This is a genomic window from Comamonas trifloxystrobinivorans (assembly GCF_043359985.1).
In the GTDB taxonomy this organism is placed as follows: domain Bacteria; phylum Pseudomonadota; class Gammaproteobacteria; order Burkholderiales; family Burkholderiaceae_C; genus Comamonas; species Comamonas trifloxystrobinivorans.
In genome coordinates this window covers 132,444-146,084 of record NZ_JBHZGV010000003.1, presented here as the reverse complement: position 1 = coordinate 146,084, position 13,641 = coordinate 132,444, and the positions used below count along the sequence as shown (strand labels likewise).

At 64.1% G+C, this 13,641-nt stretch carries 12 protein-coding genes; 5 read left to right on the top strand and 7 right to left on the bottom strand.

The window, feature by feature from the left end:
- Positions 1–16: 16 nt before the first annotated feature.
- Positions 17–1,438, bottom strand: a complete 1,422-nt coding sequence (gene glmU, locus ACFIQF_RS03935) for a bifunctional UDP-N-acetylglucosamine diphosphorylase/glucosamine-1-phosphate N-acetyltransferase GlmU (protein ID WP_393940278.1) — start codon at positions 1,436–1,438, stop codon at positions 17–19.
- 159 nt (positions 1,439–1,597) lie between these two features.
- The gene (locus ACFIQF_RS03930; protein WP_393940277.1) at positions 1,598–2,017 is read right to left on the bottom strand and encodes a DUF2917 domain-containing protein; all 420 of its coding nucleotides are present in this window, start codon (positions 2,015–2,017) and stop codon (positions 1,598–1,600) included.
- A gap of 403 nt (positions 2,018–2,420) precedes the next feature.
- Between ACFIQF_RS03930 and ACFIQF_RS03925 the strand changes: the two genes are divergently transcribed.
- The 3 genes from ACFIQF_RS03925 to ACFIQF_RS03915 all read left to right on the top strand — a co-directional run bounded on the left by ACFIQF_RS03925 (position 2,421) and on the right by ACFIQF_RS03915 (position 5,607).
- A complete protein-coding gene (locus tag ACFIQF_RS03925; protein WP_393940275.1) occupies positions 2,421–3,398 on the top strand; it encodes a LysR substrate-binding domain-containing protein in 978 nt (325 codons plus the stop codon).
- Positions 3,399–3,619: 221 nt separating this feature from the next.
- Entirely contained in the window at positions 3,620–4,504 is an 885-nt protein-coding gene (locus ACFIQF_RS03920) for a DUF4240 domain-containing protein (protein WP_393940273.1), read from the top strand.
- A 119-nt stretch (positions 4,505–4,623) separates the two neighbouring features.
- Positions 4,624–5,607: a Bug family tripartite tricarboxylate transporter substrate binding protein gene (locus ACFIQF_RS03915; protein WP_393940271.1), complete on the top strand. Its 984-nt coding sequence runs from the start codon at positions 4,624–4,626 to the stop codon at positions 5,605–5,607.
- Between the two features lie 27 nt (positions 5,608–5,634).
- Here the strand turns inward: ACFIQF_RS03915 and ACFIQF_RS03910 are convergent, their stop codons facing one another.
- Both ACFIQF_RS03910 and ACFIQF_RS03905 read right to left on the bottom strand, forming a co-directional pair.
- Positions 5,635–6,972 (bottom strand): sulfatase family protein, encoded by a 1,338-nt coding sequence (locus tag ACFIQF_RS03910; RefSeq protein ID WP_393940269.1) that lies wholly within the window; start codon positions 6,970–6,972, stop codon positions 5,635–5,637.
- A 48-nt stretch (positions 6,973–7,020) separates the two neighbouring features.
- On the bottom strand, positions 7,021–8,004 hold the full coding sequence (locus tag ACFIQF_RS03905; protein ID WP_393940267.1) for a Bug family tripartite tricarboxylate transporter substrate binding protein: 984 nt from the start codon (positions 8,002–8,004) through the stop codon (positions 7,021–7,023).
- Positions 8,005–8,155: 151 nt separating this feature from the next.
- Here ACFIQF_RS03905 and ACFIQF_RS03900 point away from each other — a divergent pair, with 151 nt between their 5' ends.
- Together ACFIQF_RS03900 and hemE are read left to right on the top strand one after the other, a co-directional pair.
- The gene (locus tag ACFIQF_RS03900) at positions 8,156–8,695 is read left to right on the top strand and encodes a MarR family winged helix-turn-helix transcriptional regulator (protein WP_393940265.1); all 540 of its coding nucleotides are present in this window, start codon (positions 8,156–8,158) and stop codon (positions 8,693–8,695) included.
- A gap of 101 nt (positions 8,696–8,796) precedes the next feature.
- On the top strand, positions 8,797–9,912 hold the full coding sequence (gene hemE / locus ACFIQF_RS03895) for a uroporphyrinogen decarboxylase (protein WP_393940262.1): 1,116 nt from the start codon (positions 8,797–8,799) through the stop codon (positions 9,910–9,912).
- Positions 9,913–9,985: 73 nt separating this feature from the next.
- Here the strand turns inward: hemE and ACFIQF_RS03890 are convergent, their stop codons facing one another.
- The 3 genes from ACFIQF_RS03890 to ACFIQF_RS03880 form a co-directional block, all read right to left on the bottom strand.
- Positions 9,986–10,561 (bottom strand): histidinol phosphate phosphatase, encoded by a 576-nt coding sequence (locus tag ACFIQF_RS03890; RefSeq protein ID WP_393940260.1) that lies wholly within the window; start codon positions 10,559–10,561, stop codon positions 9,986–9,988.
- 410 nt (positions 10,562–10,971) lie between these two features.
- On the bottom strand, positions 10,972–13,104 hold the full coding sequence (gene glyS / locus ACFIQF_RS03885) for a glycine--tRNA ligase subunit beta (RefSeq protein ID WP_393940258.1): 2,133 nt from the start codon (positions 13,102–13,104) through the stop codon (positions 10,972–10,974).
- Positions 13,104–13,634 (bottom strand): metal-dependent hydrolase, encoded by a 531-nt coding sequence (locus ACFIQF_RS03880; RefSeq protein ID WP_393940257.1) that lies wholly within the window; start codon positions 13,632–13,634, stop codon positions 13,104–13,106. The genes glyS and ACFIQF_RS03880 overlap by 1 nt, the downstream gene beginning before the upstream one ends.
- Positions 13,635–13,641 lie beyond the last annotated feature (7 nt).

Here is a 13,641-nt window from a genome sequence, read left to right as displayed (position 1 = left end):
CCAGGCTGCAGCGAGTTCAGGCTTTTTTGCTGGGCCGCTTCCAGTTGGCGATGCTCAGTGGTTTGCCTCGGGCCACGGTCAGTGCGCCGGCTTCGGTGCTCTTGGTGATGGTGGAGCCACCGCCCACGGTGCCGCCGGCGCCGATGGTGACGGGGGCCACCAGTACGCAGTTGCTGCCAATGTGCACATCGGCTTCGATCACGGTGCGGTGCTTGTTGGCGCCGTCGTAATTGGCGGTGATGCTGCCGGCGCCGTAGTTCACGCGCTCGCCCACGGTGGCGTCGCCCAGGTAGGCCAGGTGGTTGGCCTTGGCGCCGTCGGCCAGGGTGGAGTTTTTCACTTCGACAAAGTTGCCGATATGCACTTCGCGGCCCAGTTGTGCGCCCGGGCGCAGGCGGGCAAACGGGCCGATCAAGGCGCCTTCGCCCACGCTGGCACCGGTCTTTTCGCCGTCGATATGGGTGAAAGCCTGCAGCACTGCGCCAGCGGCAATGTTGGCATTGCTGATGTGGCAGTAAGCACCGATCTGGGCGCCTTCGCCAATCGTCACCTGGCCGCTGAAGATGCAGCCGACGTCGATATCCACATCCTGGCCGCAACGCAGATCGGCTTTGCCACCGCGCACATCGTCGCGCAGGTCAAAGCGCGCCGGATCGGCCAGGCGCACGCCTTGCTCCATCAGCTGGCGCGCCTGGCGCAGCTGGTGGGCGCGCTCCAGTTCGGCCAGTTGCAAGGGGCTGTTCACGCCGGCGACCTGCAGCACATCGCTGATGCGGTGGCCCACCACGGGCACGCCATCGGCCACGGCCATGGCGACGATGTCGGTCAGGTAATACTCGCCTTGGGCATTGTTGTTGTTCAGGCGGGCGAGCCAGCCGGTCAGGTGCTGCACCGGCACGGCCATGATGCCGCTGTAGATTTCGGTGATGGCGCGCTCGGCCTCGTTGGCGTCCTTTTGCTCGACGATGCGCTCCACCGTGCCAGTGTCGTTGCGCACAATGCGGCCGTAGCCGGTAGGGTCGGGCATGGTCACGGTCAGCAAGGCCATTTTGTCGTTGCCTGCTGCGTCCAGCAGCGCTTGCAAGGTGTTGGCCTGGGTGAGCGGCACATCGCCCGAAAGCACGATGGCCATGCCATCGCCGGCCAGCGCTGGCACGGCTTGCTGCACGGCGTGGCCGGTGCCCAGTTGGGGCTCCTGGCGCACAAACTTCAGGGCGACGCCGGCCTGCTCATTGGCGGCGGCAATGGCTGCCTCCACTTCGGCAGCGCCGTGGCCGGTCACCACGACAGCAGAGCGCGCTTGCAGCTGCGCGGCCTGGTCCAGCACATGCTGCAGCAGCGGCCGGCCAGCCAGCTTCTGCAAAACCTTGGGGTGGCGGCTTTTCATGCGCGTGCCTTTGCCGGCGGCCATGACGATGAGGTCGAGAAGTGCTGTCATCAAAAGAGGTCCTGAACGCAATGCCCGGCATTGCGGCGAAAAACAAAAACCGGTCGATTATCGCGCTCCCGCCCATGTCCGAGTGGCACAAACAAAACAGCCTGCACAAGGCGGGCTTGTGCAGGCTGTTGCGGGTGGTTTCCGGTGGGTGTGGCGCGCTCAGATGTTGTAGAGCATGCTGCCGTCGGTCTTGCCCCACTGGAAGCGGCTGAACCACTTGGCGGGTTGCTCTTGCAGGTTGGGCTGACCGTTCTGATCCTTGGGGAAGTGGTAGACCAGCGGCTCTTTGCTCTTGCTCTCGATCACCACCGACTGGCCGGCTTTGAGCTGCATGGTGTGGCCGGCGTGCACGATCTGGTCGCCAGCGCGCAGCGTGCCTTCATTGCTCATGCCAACGCCCAGCGTCACCCAGGCAGCGCCTTGCGAGACGCGCAGCACGGTATCGCGCTTGGGCACAAAGCTCAGGGCTTGGCCGGCGGCCAGGCTGCGCATCTCGGCGGCAGCCGATGCAGCGCGGCCGGAGGAGCGCAGAGCGCCAGCAGCGACGGTGCCAGCGGACAGAACGTGAGATGCAGACATGGCCATGGTGTTTTTTCCTTTTGCTGGGTGTCCAGTGGCTGCTGGTTGCAGCCTAGGGTTAACCCGATGCACGTATCTTCCTACGTAGCCCAGTTCGCGTCCAATGAATAAAAGCCGGGTCATCAATGCTGCTTGTGCATTAATGGTTTACCCTAGGTTTTGCTGAATTTTTAGGCAAAAATAAGCTGGCTATGCACCGGCAGCTATCAAAACAGGAGCTTGCCAGGTGCCGTTGGCTGCGCTGGCGCCGTGCCGCTTGTGTGCTTCCTGCCACACAGGGGCGCGGGCGACAGCGCTGGCAGGCCGGCAAACGCTGCCGTGCGGCAGAAAGCCTGACAATGGCAGATCGCCGGGTGCAGCCAGTGCTGCGGCGCCCGCCCTTTGCCGCCACTGCCTACCCGCCATGTCTGTTGACGCCTTGCCGCCTTCGCTGCTTCGCACCCGCCCGATCGCCGTCGGCCATCTGCGTGCATTCCTGGCGGTGGCGCGCTACCTCAACTTCCGTGCAGCGGCCGAAGAGCTGGCGCTGACGCAATCGGCCGTCAGCCGCCAGATTCAATCGCTGGAAGACGAAGTGGGCGTAGCGCTTTTTCTGCGCCACACCCGCGCTGTGGAGCTGACCAGCGCTGGCGCCCAGTTGCAGCGTGCCGTCACCCCGGCACTGGAGCGCATCGACGCCTCGGTGCGGCTGATCCGCCAAACCAGCGGCCGCAAAAGCGTGGCCATCACCACCTGGGCCAGCTTTGCGTCGATGTGGCTGATTCCGCGCATGGAAGCCTTCCAGCGCGACAACCCGGAGATAGATATTCGTATCGATGCCACCGACAACGTGCTCGATCTGGAAACCTCCGACGTTGACCTGGCCTTGCGCTACAGCTTGCCGCAGCACGCCGCCCGGGGCGCGCAGCGCCTGTTTGGGGAGCAATTGGCCGTGGTCGCCAGCCCCTGGCTGCTCAAAAGCCACCCCGCCATCACCCAGCCGGCCGACGTGGCGCGCCACACCTTGATCGAAGCGGGCGACGCCCACCGCCTGCAACACCTCGACTGGCTCACCTGGGAGCGCTGGCTCGATCTGCACGGCTGCGGCAACCTGCAGCCCAAGCGCTGGCTGTTCCTGAACTACGCGCACCAGATCGCGCAGGCCGCGCTCACCGGCCAAGGCCTGGCTTTGGCGCGCATGCCCTTGGTGGCGGATTCACTCGCCAGTGGCGACCTGGTCGAAGTACTGCCCGAGTTCCGCATGGACTCACCCCTGGCCTACTGGCTGCTGGTCGGCCCACGCAGCCAGCAGCGCCCCGAGGTCACCGCCTTTTGCGCCTGGCTGCAACTGCAGGCGGCGGCTACGCGTGCGGCAATTGGGGATAAGTCGGCGGCGGGCTGAGTTTCCACAGGCTGCGTTGGGCGATAACACGTTCTTGATGCTTGGCACTTTTGTTTGCGCTAATCGTTAGCAGGATTGGCGCGAAAGCCAAACAATGGCCGGTTGAGGATCGCTGCCCGGGCTCTTGACGCTGGCCGGCAACGGTGTATCCCAATTCCCTGCAAGCCGCCATGACCCAGCCACCAGATATCAACCGCCATTTTCGCCGTGAGAGCAAGCTCATGGTTTGGTGGCTGATCGGTATTCCGCTGTGCCTGGTGCTGCTGGCAGGCTTGCTGGGTCCGTATCTGCTGGCCCCATCCAACCCAACCAAGGCCATGACTGAACAAGAATTTTGGACATTGATAGAGCAGGCGAAGGGGCCTGGCGGAGAACCAGAGCACGCACAGCGCCTGGCGCAAGCGCTGGTACAACGAACACCGCAAGAGGTGATCGCCTTTCAACTGCTATTCGAGCAATTCTGCGATCAAGCCGAAGTGGGCGATGTGTGGGCGGCAGGCCTGTTGCTCAATGGCGGGCATGGCACGGACAGCGGCTTTGAATACTTTCGCTATTGGCTTATCGGCCAAGGTCAAGCGGTATACAGGCGGGCGTTGAGCGATGCAGACTCGCTGGCCGAACTGGCAGACCGTATTGCGGACCACCCTGATGAAAGGGCAGAGTGGGAGTCTTATGGTGCTGCTCCCTACTACGCTTATCGAGCGCTGACGCAAAGTGATATGTATGACGCCATGCCTCCAGCAGAGCGCAAAGGCTTTCCGGAGCGCACCTGGAATTGGCAGGACTACACCGATGCCGTATTGGAACAACGCCTGCCGCGCCTGTGGGCTAGGTTTGGCGAAGACAAGCAAGCCTCTGATCGTGCGGTGCAAGAGGCCATAGACAGTTATGAAGGCCCGGAGTCGCTGGAAGTGAAAGGCCTGGGCAAGGTGTCGCTGGGGGATACGCTCATCCACAAAGACTTCGGCCCAGGCCGGATCAAAGCCCTGTTCGCCAATGACGGCGTGCACATCGCGGCCATGGTTGTTTTTGCTGATCACCAAAGCTATATGCTGTTGACCTCCATCGATCCGGACAACCCACTCTGGTCGCGGGCAGCGCCCTGATACGCCCGGGGTATCAAGCACAGCCAATTCGCACATAGACAAGGCGCAGCACTCTTCCTACAGTCTCTAGGCAACGGCATGGCACAGGCCGCCGCTCACAACGACAAAAGGAGACTGTCTTGATCTATCCGCACCTCACCCGCCGCTGCGCGTTGGCATTGTGCGCAGCCGCTCTGGCCGCCAGCATCAGCCCGGCATTGCATGCGCAAGTCTTTCCCTATAAGCCGATCAAGTTCATCGTGCCGTTTGGACCGGGCAGTGGCACCGATACGTCGGCGCGCTACTACGCCAAAAAGCTGCAAGAGGTGACGGGCCAGCCGGTGGTGGTGGAGAACCGGCCAGGCGGCAATGGCTTTATTGCGGTGAAGCAGGCCTTGGCTGCGCCGGCCGACGGTTACACCGTGTTCATTGGCAGTAATTCCACCTTGGCCGTCAACACCGCGCTGTTCAAGGCTTTGCCTTACAACCCGCAAAAAGACTTTGCGCCGCTGACCATGTTGATGCGCGCGCCCGCTGTGGTGGTGGCGCCGGGCGATGGCGATGTGAAAACGCTCAAAGACCTGGTGGCCAAGGCGCAGGCCAATCCGGGCAAGGTCAATTTTGGCGCGGGCTCAGCCGGCTACCAACTGATGGGTGAGCTGTTCAACGATGTGGCCAAAGCGCAGACCGTGCATGTGCCATTCAAAGGTGCGGGCGAAGTAGCCACCGCCGTGGCGGGCCGCACCGTGGATTACGCATTTGCCGAAGCCACTTCGGTGCAAGAGCTGGTCAAGGCCGGGCGCTTGCGCGGCTTGGCCGTCGCTTCGGACGAGCGCGTTGCCGCCTTGCCGCAAGTGCCCACGGCCAAAGAAGCGGGCTTGCCCGGCATTGAGGCTTACACCTGGGTGGGCGCGATGGTGAGCGCCAAAACGCCGCCCGAGATCACCGCCAAGCTGGCCGGCTGGTTTACCCAGATCGCCAACCAGCCCGAAACCAGCCAGTTCTACGCCAACCTGGGCGCCAGCGCGATGAGCGGCGGCCCCGAGCAGATGCGCCAGTTCCAGGCCGACGAGATAGCGCTGTGGAAGCGCATCGCCACGCAGGCGAAGATTGAGCTGCAGTAGTTTTGCGGCGAGGTCATGCGCGCAGCATCAGCGTTGCGGCATGTCCTGCTCGGTGTAGCAAAGGCTGACGGTGGCGTCTTGCGGAATGGCGGGCATTTGCGCGTTCCAGCTTTCCCAGGCGCTGCGCATGCTGGCCAGGCGCTCGGGTTGCACCGGGGCCAGGTTGGCGCGCTCGCGTTCGTCGGCGGCCAGGTCGAACAGGTAGTCGATACCGTCCACGCGCAGGTATTTCCAGTTGCCGTGGCGCATGGCGCGTTGGCCGCGGTGGTTCATGCGCCAGAACAGCGGGCGGTCGTTGCTCCAGCGCGGGTTCTCCAGCAGCGGGATCAGCGATTGGCCGTCGAGCGGGTAATCGGCATGTGGCTTGGCGCCGCCGATCTGCAGCAGGGTGGCGCTCCAGTCCATGGTCATGCAGGTCTGGCGGCTTTCGCTGCCAGGTGCGATCAGACGCGGCCAGTGCGCCACCCAGGGCACGCGGATACCGCCTTCGGTCAAATCCATTTTGCCGCCCACCAGCGGCCAATTGTCAGAGAAGCGCTCGCCGCCGTTGTCGCTGGTGAAGACGATCAGCGTGTCGTCGAGCAGCCCTTGCTCGCGCAGGCTGGCGACGATGCGGCCAATGCCTTCATCCATGTGGTGGATCATGCGGCGGTAGGTGTCCACATTGCCGCCGTGCAGGTGGTAGAGCGCTTGCTGGTTTTCCACCAGTTCGCGCGCCAGGGCCTCGTCATCGCGCGTCTCCCACGGCCAGTGCGGCGCGGTGTAGTGCACGCTCAGAAAGAACGGTTGCTCAGCGCGTGCGCCATCGGCCATGCGCTCGATGTAGTCAATGGAGTAATCCGTGATCAGGTCGGTCAGATAGCCTTCTTGCGCACGCTCGCTGTCGCCAAACCACAGATCGTGCTGGCCGGTAGAGCTGCAATGCGTGAAGTAGTCGACGCCGCCCGACATGGGGCCAAAAAACTCTTCGTAGCCTGAGAGCAGCGGGCCAAAGTGCGGCGGGTAACCCAGGTGCCACTTGCCCATCAGCGCGGTGCGGTAGCCGGCCTCGCGCAGGAGCGAAGGCAGGGTGGGCATGTGCGGCGGCAGGCCCAGATCCGGGTTGCCGCGTGTGCCGGTGCGGATGGGTTCTTCCAGCGCACCGCGCAGGCGGTACTGGTAGCGTGCCGTCATCAGCGCAAAGCGCGTGGGCGAGCAGACAGGCGAGTTGGAATAGCCTTGCGTGAGCTTGAGGCCGCCCGCGGCCAGCGCGTCGATATGAGGCGACACGGCGCCAAAGCTGGCAGCGCGGCCGCCGTAGCAGCCCAGATCGGCGTAGCCCAGATCGTCGGCCACGATGAAGATGATGTTTGGTCGTTTCAACACAGAATCAGCCCGGTGCAAAAGTTGGCAAAGCAGCGCTGGCGCAGGCGCTCAGGGGCGATAGCCCGAATCGCGGATCACTGGTGCCCACTGCTTTTTGTAGGCTTGCAGCCGCTGCTGCGTCTGCGCCGCCGATGCCTGGACGGGATCGAGAAAATTGCTCTTGAACTGCTTGAGCACTTCGGGGTCCTTCATCACTTTTTGGATGGCGGCGGAATAGCGCTGCACCTGCGCGGCAGGCATGCTCTTGGGGGCGAAGAAGGTGTTCCAGCCCGCAGCAGAGAGGTTGGTGCCGGCTTCTTTCAAAGTTGGCACTTGCGGCACCAGGTCGCTGCGCGTATCGCCGCTGACCGCCAGAATGCGCAGCTTGCCGGCCTGGTGTTGTTGCACCAGGGTGTCGAGCGTGTCGACGGCCACCGGGATCTGGCCGCCCATCAAATCTGTCAGCAGCGGTGCCGAGCCTTTGTAGCCCACGGCTTCCACCCGCACCTGGGCTTGCTGGCCCAGCATCAGGGCAAAAAAGTGCGGCAGGCTGCCTGTGGCGGGCACACCGATATTGGCCTGGGCCGGGTTGGCCTTGAGCCAGGCCAGCAAGTGCGGCAGCTCTTTCACCGGCACGGCGCTGGACACAGCCACGCCAAACACATAGCTGTTCACTTCGCTCACAGGCACAAAGTCTTTCTCGGCGTCGTAGCCCAGATCGTTCACCACCAGCGGCGCCACCACCATCACGGCGGGGTTGGCCAGCATCAGCACAGGCTGGTTGGCGCTGGCGTTTTTGACAAACTGTGCTGCCACCCGGCCACCGGCCCCGACCTTGTTCTCAACGATCACGCTCTGGCCGGTTTCGGCCTGCAGCTTGTCGGCCACGATGCGGGCCACGCGGTCAGTTGCGCCGCCTGGCGGATAGCCGACGATGATGCGCAGCACCTCTTGCGCTTGTGCGCTGCTGCCCCACAACGCGGCCGTGGCGGCCAGTGCCGGGGCGGCGGCCAGCGCAGTGGATTGGCCGAGAAATTGACGACGTTGAACCATGGGGACTCTCCTCAAAGGCCAGCTTGGCAGGGGCTGCCAGCGGGCGGTGGCCGCAGTCTGCGGTGGCGAGACGGCTCGCCATGCTGCGTTCTGGCAATATAAAAAGCTGTCGCACAATTGTTCTAATCAACCCATCTCCGGAATTACCCGCATGTCCGCGCAGCCGCCCTCCGCTTCGCTCACCCAGCCGCAGCAACCCAGCGATTTGCTGCTCTACCGCCTGAGTAAGCTCACTGCATCGGCGGCACGCCTGGTCACGCGCTTGTGTGAAAGGCGTTACGGCATCACCCGGCGCGAATGGGGCGTGCTGATGTGGCTGGCGCAGCAACCGGGCTTGCAGCCCTCGCAGTTGGCGGAGATTTTGGAGCTGGACCGCGCCCGCATCTCGCGCGCAATTGCTTCGATGCAGGCCAAAGGCTTGCTGTTGCGGCAGGCCGACAGCAGCAACCGCCGCAGCACGGCGCTGCAGTTGAGCGAGGCGGGCCAGCGCTTGCACGACGAGTTGTTGCCGCAGATCCGCGCCATCAATGTGCAGTTGCTGGCGCCGTTGCAGCCGCAAGCGGTGGAGCAGCTCAGTGAGAGCCTGCATGTGCTGCAGCAGCAAGTGAACGCAGCCGAGCAGCACGCTGCAGGCGCCTCTGCCTTTCCGCCCAGGCAATCGGGCGGCCGTTATAAAAACGCCGGTGTTTAGAGCTTAGACGGCGGTAATCATCACAACAGATCGCTGATACCGCAGCGGGGCAAGCTGGCATCGGGCCGGGGCGGTTGGCAACTGCGCGACAATGTTGCCCCATGAGCACGACCTTCGCCCCCCTGAGCAACGACACCTTTTTGCGCGCCTGCCGCCGCCAGGCCACTGATTACACCCCGCTGTGGCTGATGCGCCAGGCCGGCCGCTACCTGCCTGAGTACAAGGCCACGCGGGCCAAGGCCGGCAGCTTCATGGGGCTGGCGACGAATGTGGATTACGCGACCGAGGTGACGCTGCAGCCGCTGGAGCGCTTTCCGCTGGATGCCGCCATTCTGTTCAGCGATATCCTGACCGTGCCTGACGCCATGGGCCTGGGTTTGAGCTTTGCCGAAGGCGAAGGCCCGCGCTTTGCCAAGAATGTGCGCGACGAAGCGGCCGTGGCCGAACTGGCTGTGCCCGATATGGACAAGCTGCGCTACGTGTTTGACGCGGTCACCAGCATCCGCAAGGCGCTCAACGGCCGTGTGCCGCTGATCGGTTTTAGCGGCAGCCCCTGGACGCTGGCTTGCTACATGGTTGAAGGCAAGGGCAGCGACGACTACCGCCAGGTCAAAAGCCTGATGTATGCGCGCCCCGATCTGATGCACCGCATTCTCGAAATCAATGCCGACAGCGTGGCCGCCTACCTGAACGCCCAGATCGACGCTGGCGCGCAAGCAGTGATGATTTTCGACAGCTGGGGCGGCGTGCTGGCCGACGGCATGTTCCAGCAGTTCAGCCTGGCCTATACCAAGCGCGTGCTCAGCCAGCTCAAGCGCATGGGTGTGGACGGCACCGATGTGCCGCGCATCGTCTTCACCAAGGGCGGCGGCATCTGGCTGCAAGACATGAACGCGCTCGATTGCGAAGTGCTGGGCCTGGATTGGACCGCCAACCTGGGCCAAGCCCGCGCGATTGTGGGCGGTCGAGTGGGCGGCCCCGGCAAGGCGCTGCAAGGCAATATCGACCCGAACGTGCTGTTCGCCCCGCCCGAGCGCATTGCCGAACAGGTCAAGGCCGTGCTGCAAAGCTTTGGCGCGCCGCATACCGACAAAACTACCACCGGCCCCACCCACATCTTCAACCTGGGCCACGGCATCAGCCAGTTCACGCCGCCCGAGCATGTGGCGGCTTTGGTGGAAGCGGTGCACGGCCAATCACGGGCCATGCGCGGCTGAATCTTCCGCATTGGCTTAGCCTAGACAAACCAAACCCCGCTGCGGCGGGGTTTGTCGTTATGTGTGGGGTGTTTTACGCTGCTGCCAGATGCGGCTGGGGCCGGGGCGGCTGCCATTGCAGCAAAGCTTCGGCGCATTGGGCCAAAGTGCTGTGGCGCGTAGCGGCTTGGGTGGCCGGGTGTTGCAGTTGCGGCAGCTCGGCGGCGTTGTCGGGTTGCAGCCAGTGCAGCCAGGCGCCTACCCAGGCGGCCGATTGCAGCAGCTCGGTACTGCGCGCCACCACGGCAACGCGGGCCGCTTCCATGTTGAAGCGCTCCAGAATCTGGCGCAGCAAGGTGGCGTGCGGTGCGCCGCATTCGCAGTGGTCCTCGGGTGCGTGCGGGCAAAAGAACACTGCATCCACCTTGGCGCCCACCATGGACAGCTCTTTGTACATTTGCCGGTGGTAGTCGTTGAGCGCTGCGCAGTCGTACAGGCCTCGCCCCAGGCCGGGTTGCTGGGCTACCAGTACCACGTGCCAGCCCGAGAGGTTGAGCCGGGCGATGGTGCTGCCCGCGTCGGGCAGGGTGCGCCAGTCGTGGTGACCGCTGAGCTGGCCGGTGACCGGCTGGCCGATGATGCCGTCGCGCTCCAGGATTGCGAGTTTCATGCTGCTGCCCCCTTGTTCTACGCCACGCAGGCTGCCGTGGCTTTGGCACAGTGTAACCGCCGCCAGCGCGGTGGCGGGCGGCGGTGGCTGTGGGATCGCAGGTGGCTCAGACCCAGATCAGAGCTGAGAGCGTGTTTACGATCTCCTCGCGCCGCGACTGCGGCTTTGCGAGACATCGGGCTTCTTGCAAATTCTGCCTGTGCACTGCTCACGGGGCTCTCTTACAGCCGTGCTTGTGCATCGCAAAGCCACTGTCCACAAGGGTTGCACTGAAATCGGCCGATTTCGCAGCGCTGGGCATTGAATGCACATGGGTGCATTCTGCAACCCATCGCAGCGAACTCGGACGCGATTGCAGCACAACGCGACTGCGTTGAGATCGTAAACACGCTCTGAGCGCGGGCCGCTGTTTAAGCAGCCACCAGGCGCGACAGATCGGCCACGCGGTTCATGGCGTCGTGCAGCGTGGCCAGCAGGCCCAGGCGGTTGGCCTTGAGGGCCGGGTCTTCGGCGTTCACCATGACGTGCTCGAAGAAGGCGTCCACCGGCGTGCGCAGCGCAGCCAGGGTTTGCAGGCTGGCGGTGTAGTCGCCGGCAGCAAACTGGGCGTTGGCCTTGGGGGCCACGGTTTGCAGGGCGGCGTACAAGTCTTTCTCGGCCTGCTCTTGCAGCACGGCTTCGTTGACGTTGGCGCTGACAGGCGCGTCGGCCTTTTTCAGGATATTGCCCACGCGCTTGTTGGCGGCGGCCAAAGCGGGAGCTTCTGGCAGCGCGGCGAAGGCGCGCACGGCTTCGAGGCGCTTTTGCACGTCGGCCAGGCGCTGTGGGCGGTGGGCCAGTACGGCCTCCACTTCTTGGGCGCTGAAGCCTTGCTCACGCAGGCTGCCAGCCAGGCGGTCGTAGATGAAGTCGGCCAGCGCGGGCGTGGCGTCTTCGATCTTGTCGCCAAAAGCGGGCAGGGCGCTCACCAGCAGGGTGTCCAGATCCAGCGGCAGGTCTTTTTCGACCAGCATGCGGATCACGCCCAGGGCGTGGCGGCGCAGTGCAAACGGGTCACGGTCGCCGGTAGGCAGGTTGCCGATGCCGAACATGCCGACCAGGGTTTCCAGCTTGTCGGCCAGGGCCACGATCACGCCCACTTCGCCGCGTGGCAGCTCGTCGCCGGCAAAACGGGGCTTGTAGTGGTCTTCAATGGCGTCGGCCACGGCCGCATCAAGCTGGTCGTTGAGCGCGTAGTAGCGGCCCATGGTGCCTTGCAGCTCGGGGAACTCGCCCACCATGTCGGTGATCAGGTCGGTCTTGGCCAGCTTGGCGGCCAGGTCCACTTGCTGGCCCAGCTGGGTAGCGCCCAGTTGCTGCGCAATGCTCTTGGCGATGGCGCGCACGCGTTGCACGCGCTCACCCTGCGTGCCCAGCTTGTTGTGGTAGACCACCTTGCCCAGCGCGTCGACGCGCGATTCCAGGGTTTTCTTGCGGTCCTGGTCGAAGAAGAACTTGGCGTCGGCCAGGCGGGGGCGCACCACGCGCTCGTTGCCGCCGGTCACGGCCGATGCATCGGCCGGGCTGATATTGCTCACCACCAGGAACTGGTTGGTCAGCTTGCCGTTGGCGTCGAGCAGCGGGAAGTACTTCTGGTTGGCCTTCATGGTCAGAATCAGGCATTCCTGCGGCACGTCCAAGAACTCTTTCTCGAACTGGCAGACCAGCACATTGGGGCGCTCGACCAGGGAGGTCACTTCGTCCAGCAGGGCCTCGTCTTCGATGGCGCGCACACCGCCGCCTACGCGCTCGGCGGCGGCTTGCAGTTGGCGGGCGATCTCGGCCTTGCGTTCGTCAAAATTGGCGATCACCGCGCCTTGCTCGGCCAAGGTGGCGGCGTAGCTGTCGGCATTGGCAATCAGCACCGGGTCGGCCAGGGCTTCAAAGCGGTGGCCGTGCGTGGTGTTGCCGGCCTTCAGGCCCAGCGCCTCAATCGACAGCAGCACTTCCGAGCCGTGCAGCGCCACCAGGCCGTGGGCCGGGCGCACAAACTGCACGCTGCTCCAGCCGGGCAGATCGCAGTTGCTTTCGAGCTGGTAGGTCATGACCTTGGGGATGGGCAGCTTGGCAATCGCTTCGGTCAGCGCTTTTTGCAGACCTTCGGACAGGCTGGCACCGGCGACGGTGCTGTCGTAGAACAGGGCTTCGGACTTGCCGTCCTGTACGCGCTTGAGCTGCGGCACCACCGAGGCGTCAGCACCCAGAGCGCCCAGTTTTTTGAGCAGCGCGGGGGTGGGCTGGCCTTCGGCGTTCAGGCCCACGCTCACAGGCATGAGCTTTTGCGAAACTTGCTTGTCGGCAGCGCGGGGCAGCACATCGGTGATGAGCGCGGCCAGGCGGCGCGGCGAGGCGTAGGCCGTCAGCTGCGAGCCGTCGCCGGCCAGGCCTTGTGCGCGCAACTGCGCGAGCAGCACCTGGGCGAAAGCATCGCCCAGCTTTTTGAGCGCCTTGGGCGGCAGCTCTTCAACAAACAGTTCGACCAGAAGATTGGGAGAGGAAGTCATCAGGATTTCCGGGTATGGCGCAACGCGAAGATGGACAAGCCGATGGTGAGCAGTGGGAACCACACGTTGTAGAGTTCACTGACCATGACTTGCACGCCGCGTTGCGAGAAAAAACGTTCTGCCAGGATGGGCGACACCGCAACCGGCCGCCACGGGCTGAAAAACCGTTCGCTGCTGAACGGCCACCACAGGGCAATGCCGTTGCCGCCGCTGGTCATCATGTCCAGCAAGGGGTGCGACAGGCAGCACACAAACAGCCAGGCAAAGCCGGCCCAGCGCGGCACTTTCCACCACTTGGCCAGCCACAGGCCGAGCAAGCCGAACAGCGCCGCAAACAAGGCGGTGTGGGTGAAACCGCGGTGGTCCCACATGCCAATGCCTTGCCAGCCGAACTGGCGGGGAATGCCATCAAAATCGGGCAGCACGGCCGCCAGACAACCCACCAGCAGCATGCTCGGCGGCACGCGGCGGCTGCCCAGCGCCAGCGCTGCGGCAACCGGTACGGCGACATGCGTGAAGATGGTGGGCATGGGCTGC

Excerpts from the sequence above, each read along its gene's own strand:
- glmU (WP_393940278.1), bottom strand. The coding sequence starts at position 1,438 with ATGACAGCACTTCTCGACCTCATCGTCATGGCCGCCGGCAAAGGCACG.
- ACFIQF_RS03930 (WP_393940277.1), bottom strand. The coding sequence starts at position 2,017 with ATGTCTGCATCTCACGTTCTGTCCGCTGGCACCGTCGCTGCTGGCGCT.
- ACFIQF_RS03925 (WP_393940275.1), top strand. The coding sequence starts at position 2,421 with ATGTCTGTTGACGCCTTGCCGCCTTCGCTGCTTCGCACCCGCCCGATC.
- ACFIQF_RS03920 (WP_393940273.1), top strand. The coding sequence starts at position 3,620 with ATGGTTTGGTGGCTGATCGGTATTCCGCTGTGCCTGGTGCTGCTGGCA.
- ACFIQF_RS03905 (WP_393940267.1), bottom strand. The coding sequence starts at position 8,004 with ATGGTTCAACGTCGTCAATTTCTCGGCCAATCCACTGCGCTGGCCGCC.
- ACFIQF_RS03900 (WP_393940265.1), top strand. The coding sequence starts at position 8,156 with ATGTCCGCGCAGCCGCCCTCCGCTTCGCTCACCCAGCCGCAGCAACCC.
- hemE (WP_393940262.1), top strand. The coding sequence starts at position 8,797 with ATGAGCACGACCTTCGCCCCCCTGAGCAACGACACCTTTTTGCGCGCC.
- ACFIQF_RS03890 (WP_393940260.1), bottom strand. The coding sequence starts at position 10,561 with ATGAAACTCGCAATCCTGGAGCGCGACGGCATCATCGGCCAGCCGGTC.
- glyS (WP_393940258.1), bottom strand. The coding sequence starts at position 13,104 with ATGACTTCCTCTCCCAATCTTCTGGTCGAACTGTTTGTTGAAGAGCTG.
- ACFIQF_RS03880 (WP_393940257.1), bottom strand. The coding sequence starts at position 13,634 with ATGCCCACCATCTTCACGCATGTCGCCGTACCGGTTGCCGCAGCGCTG.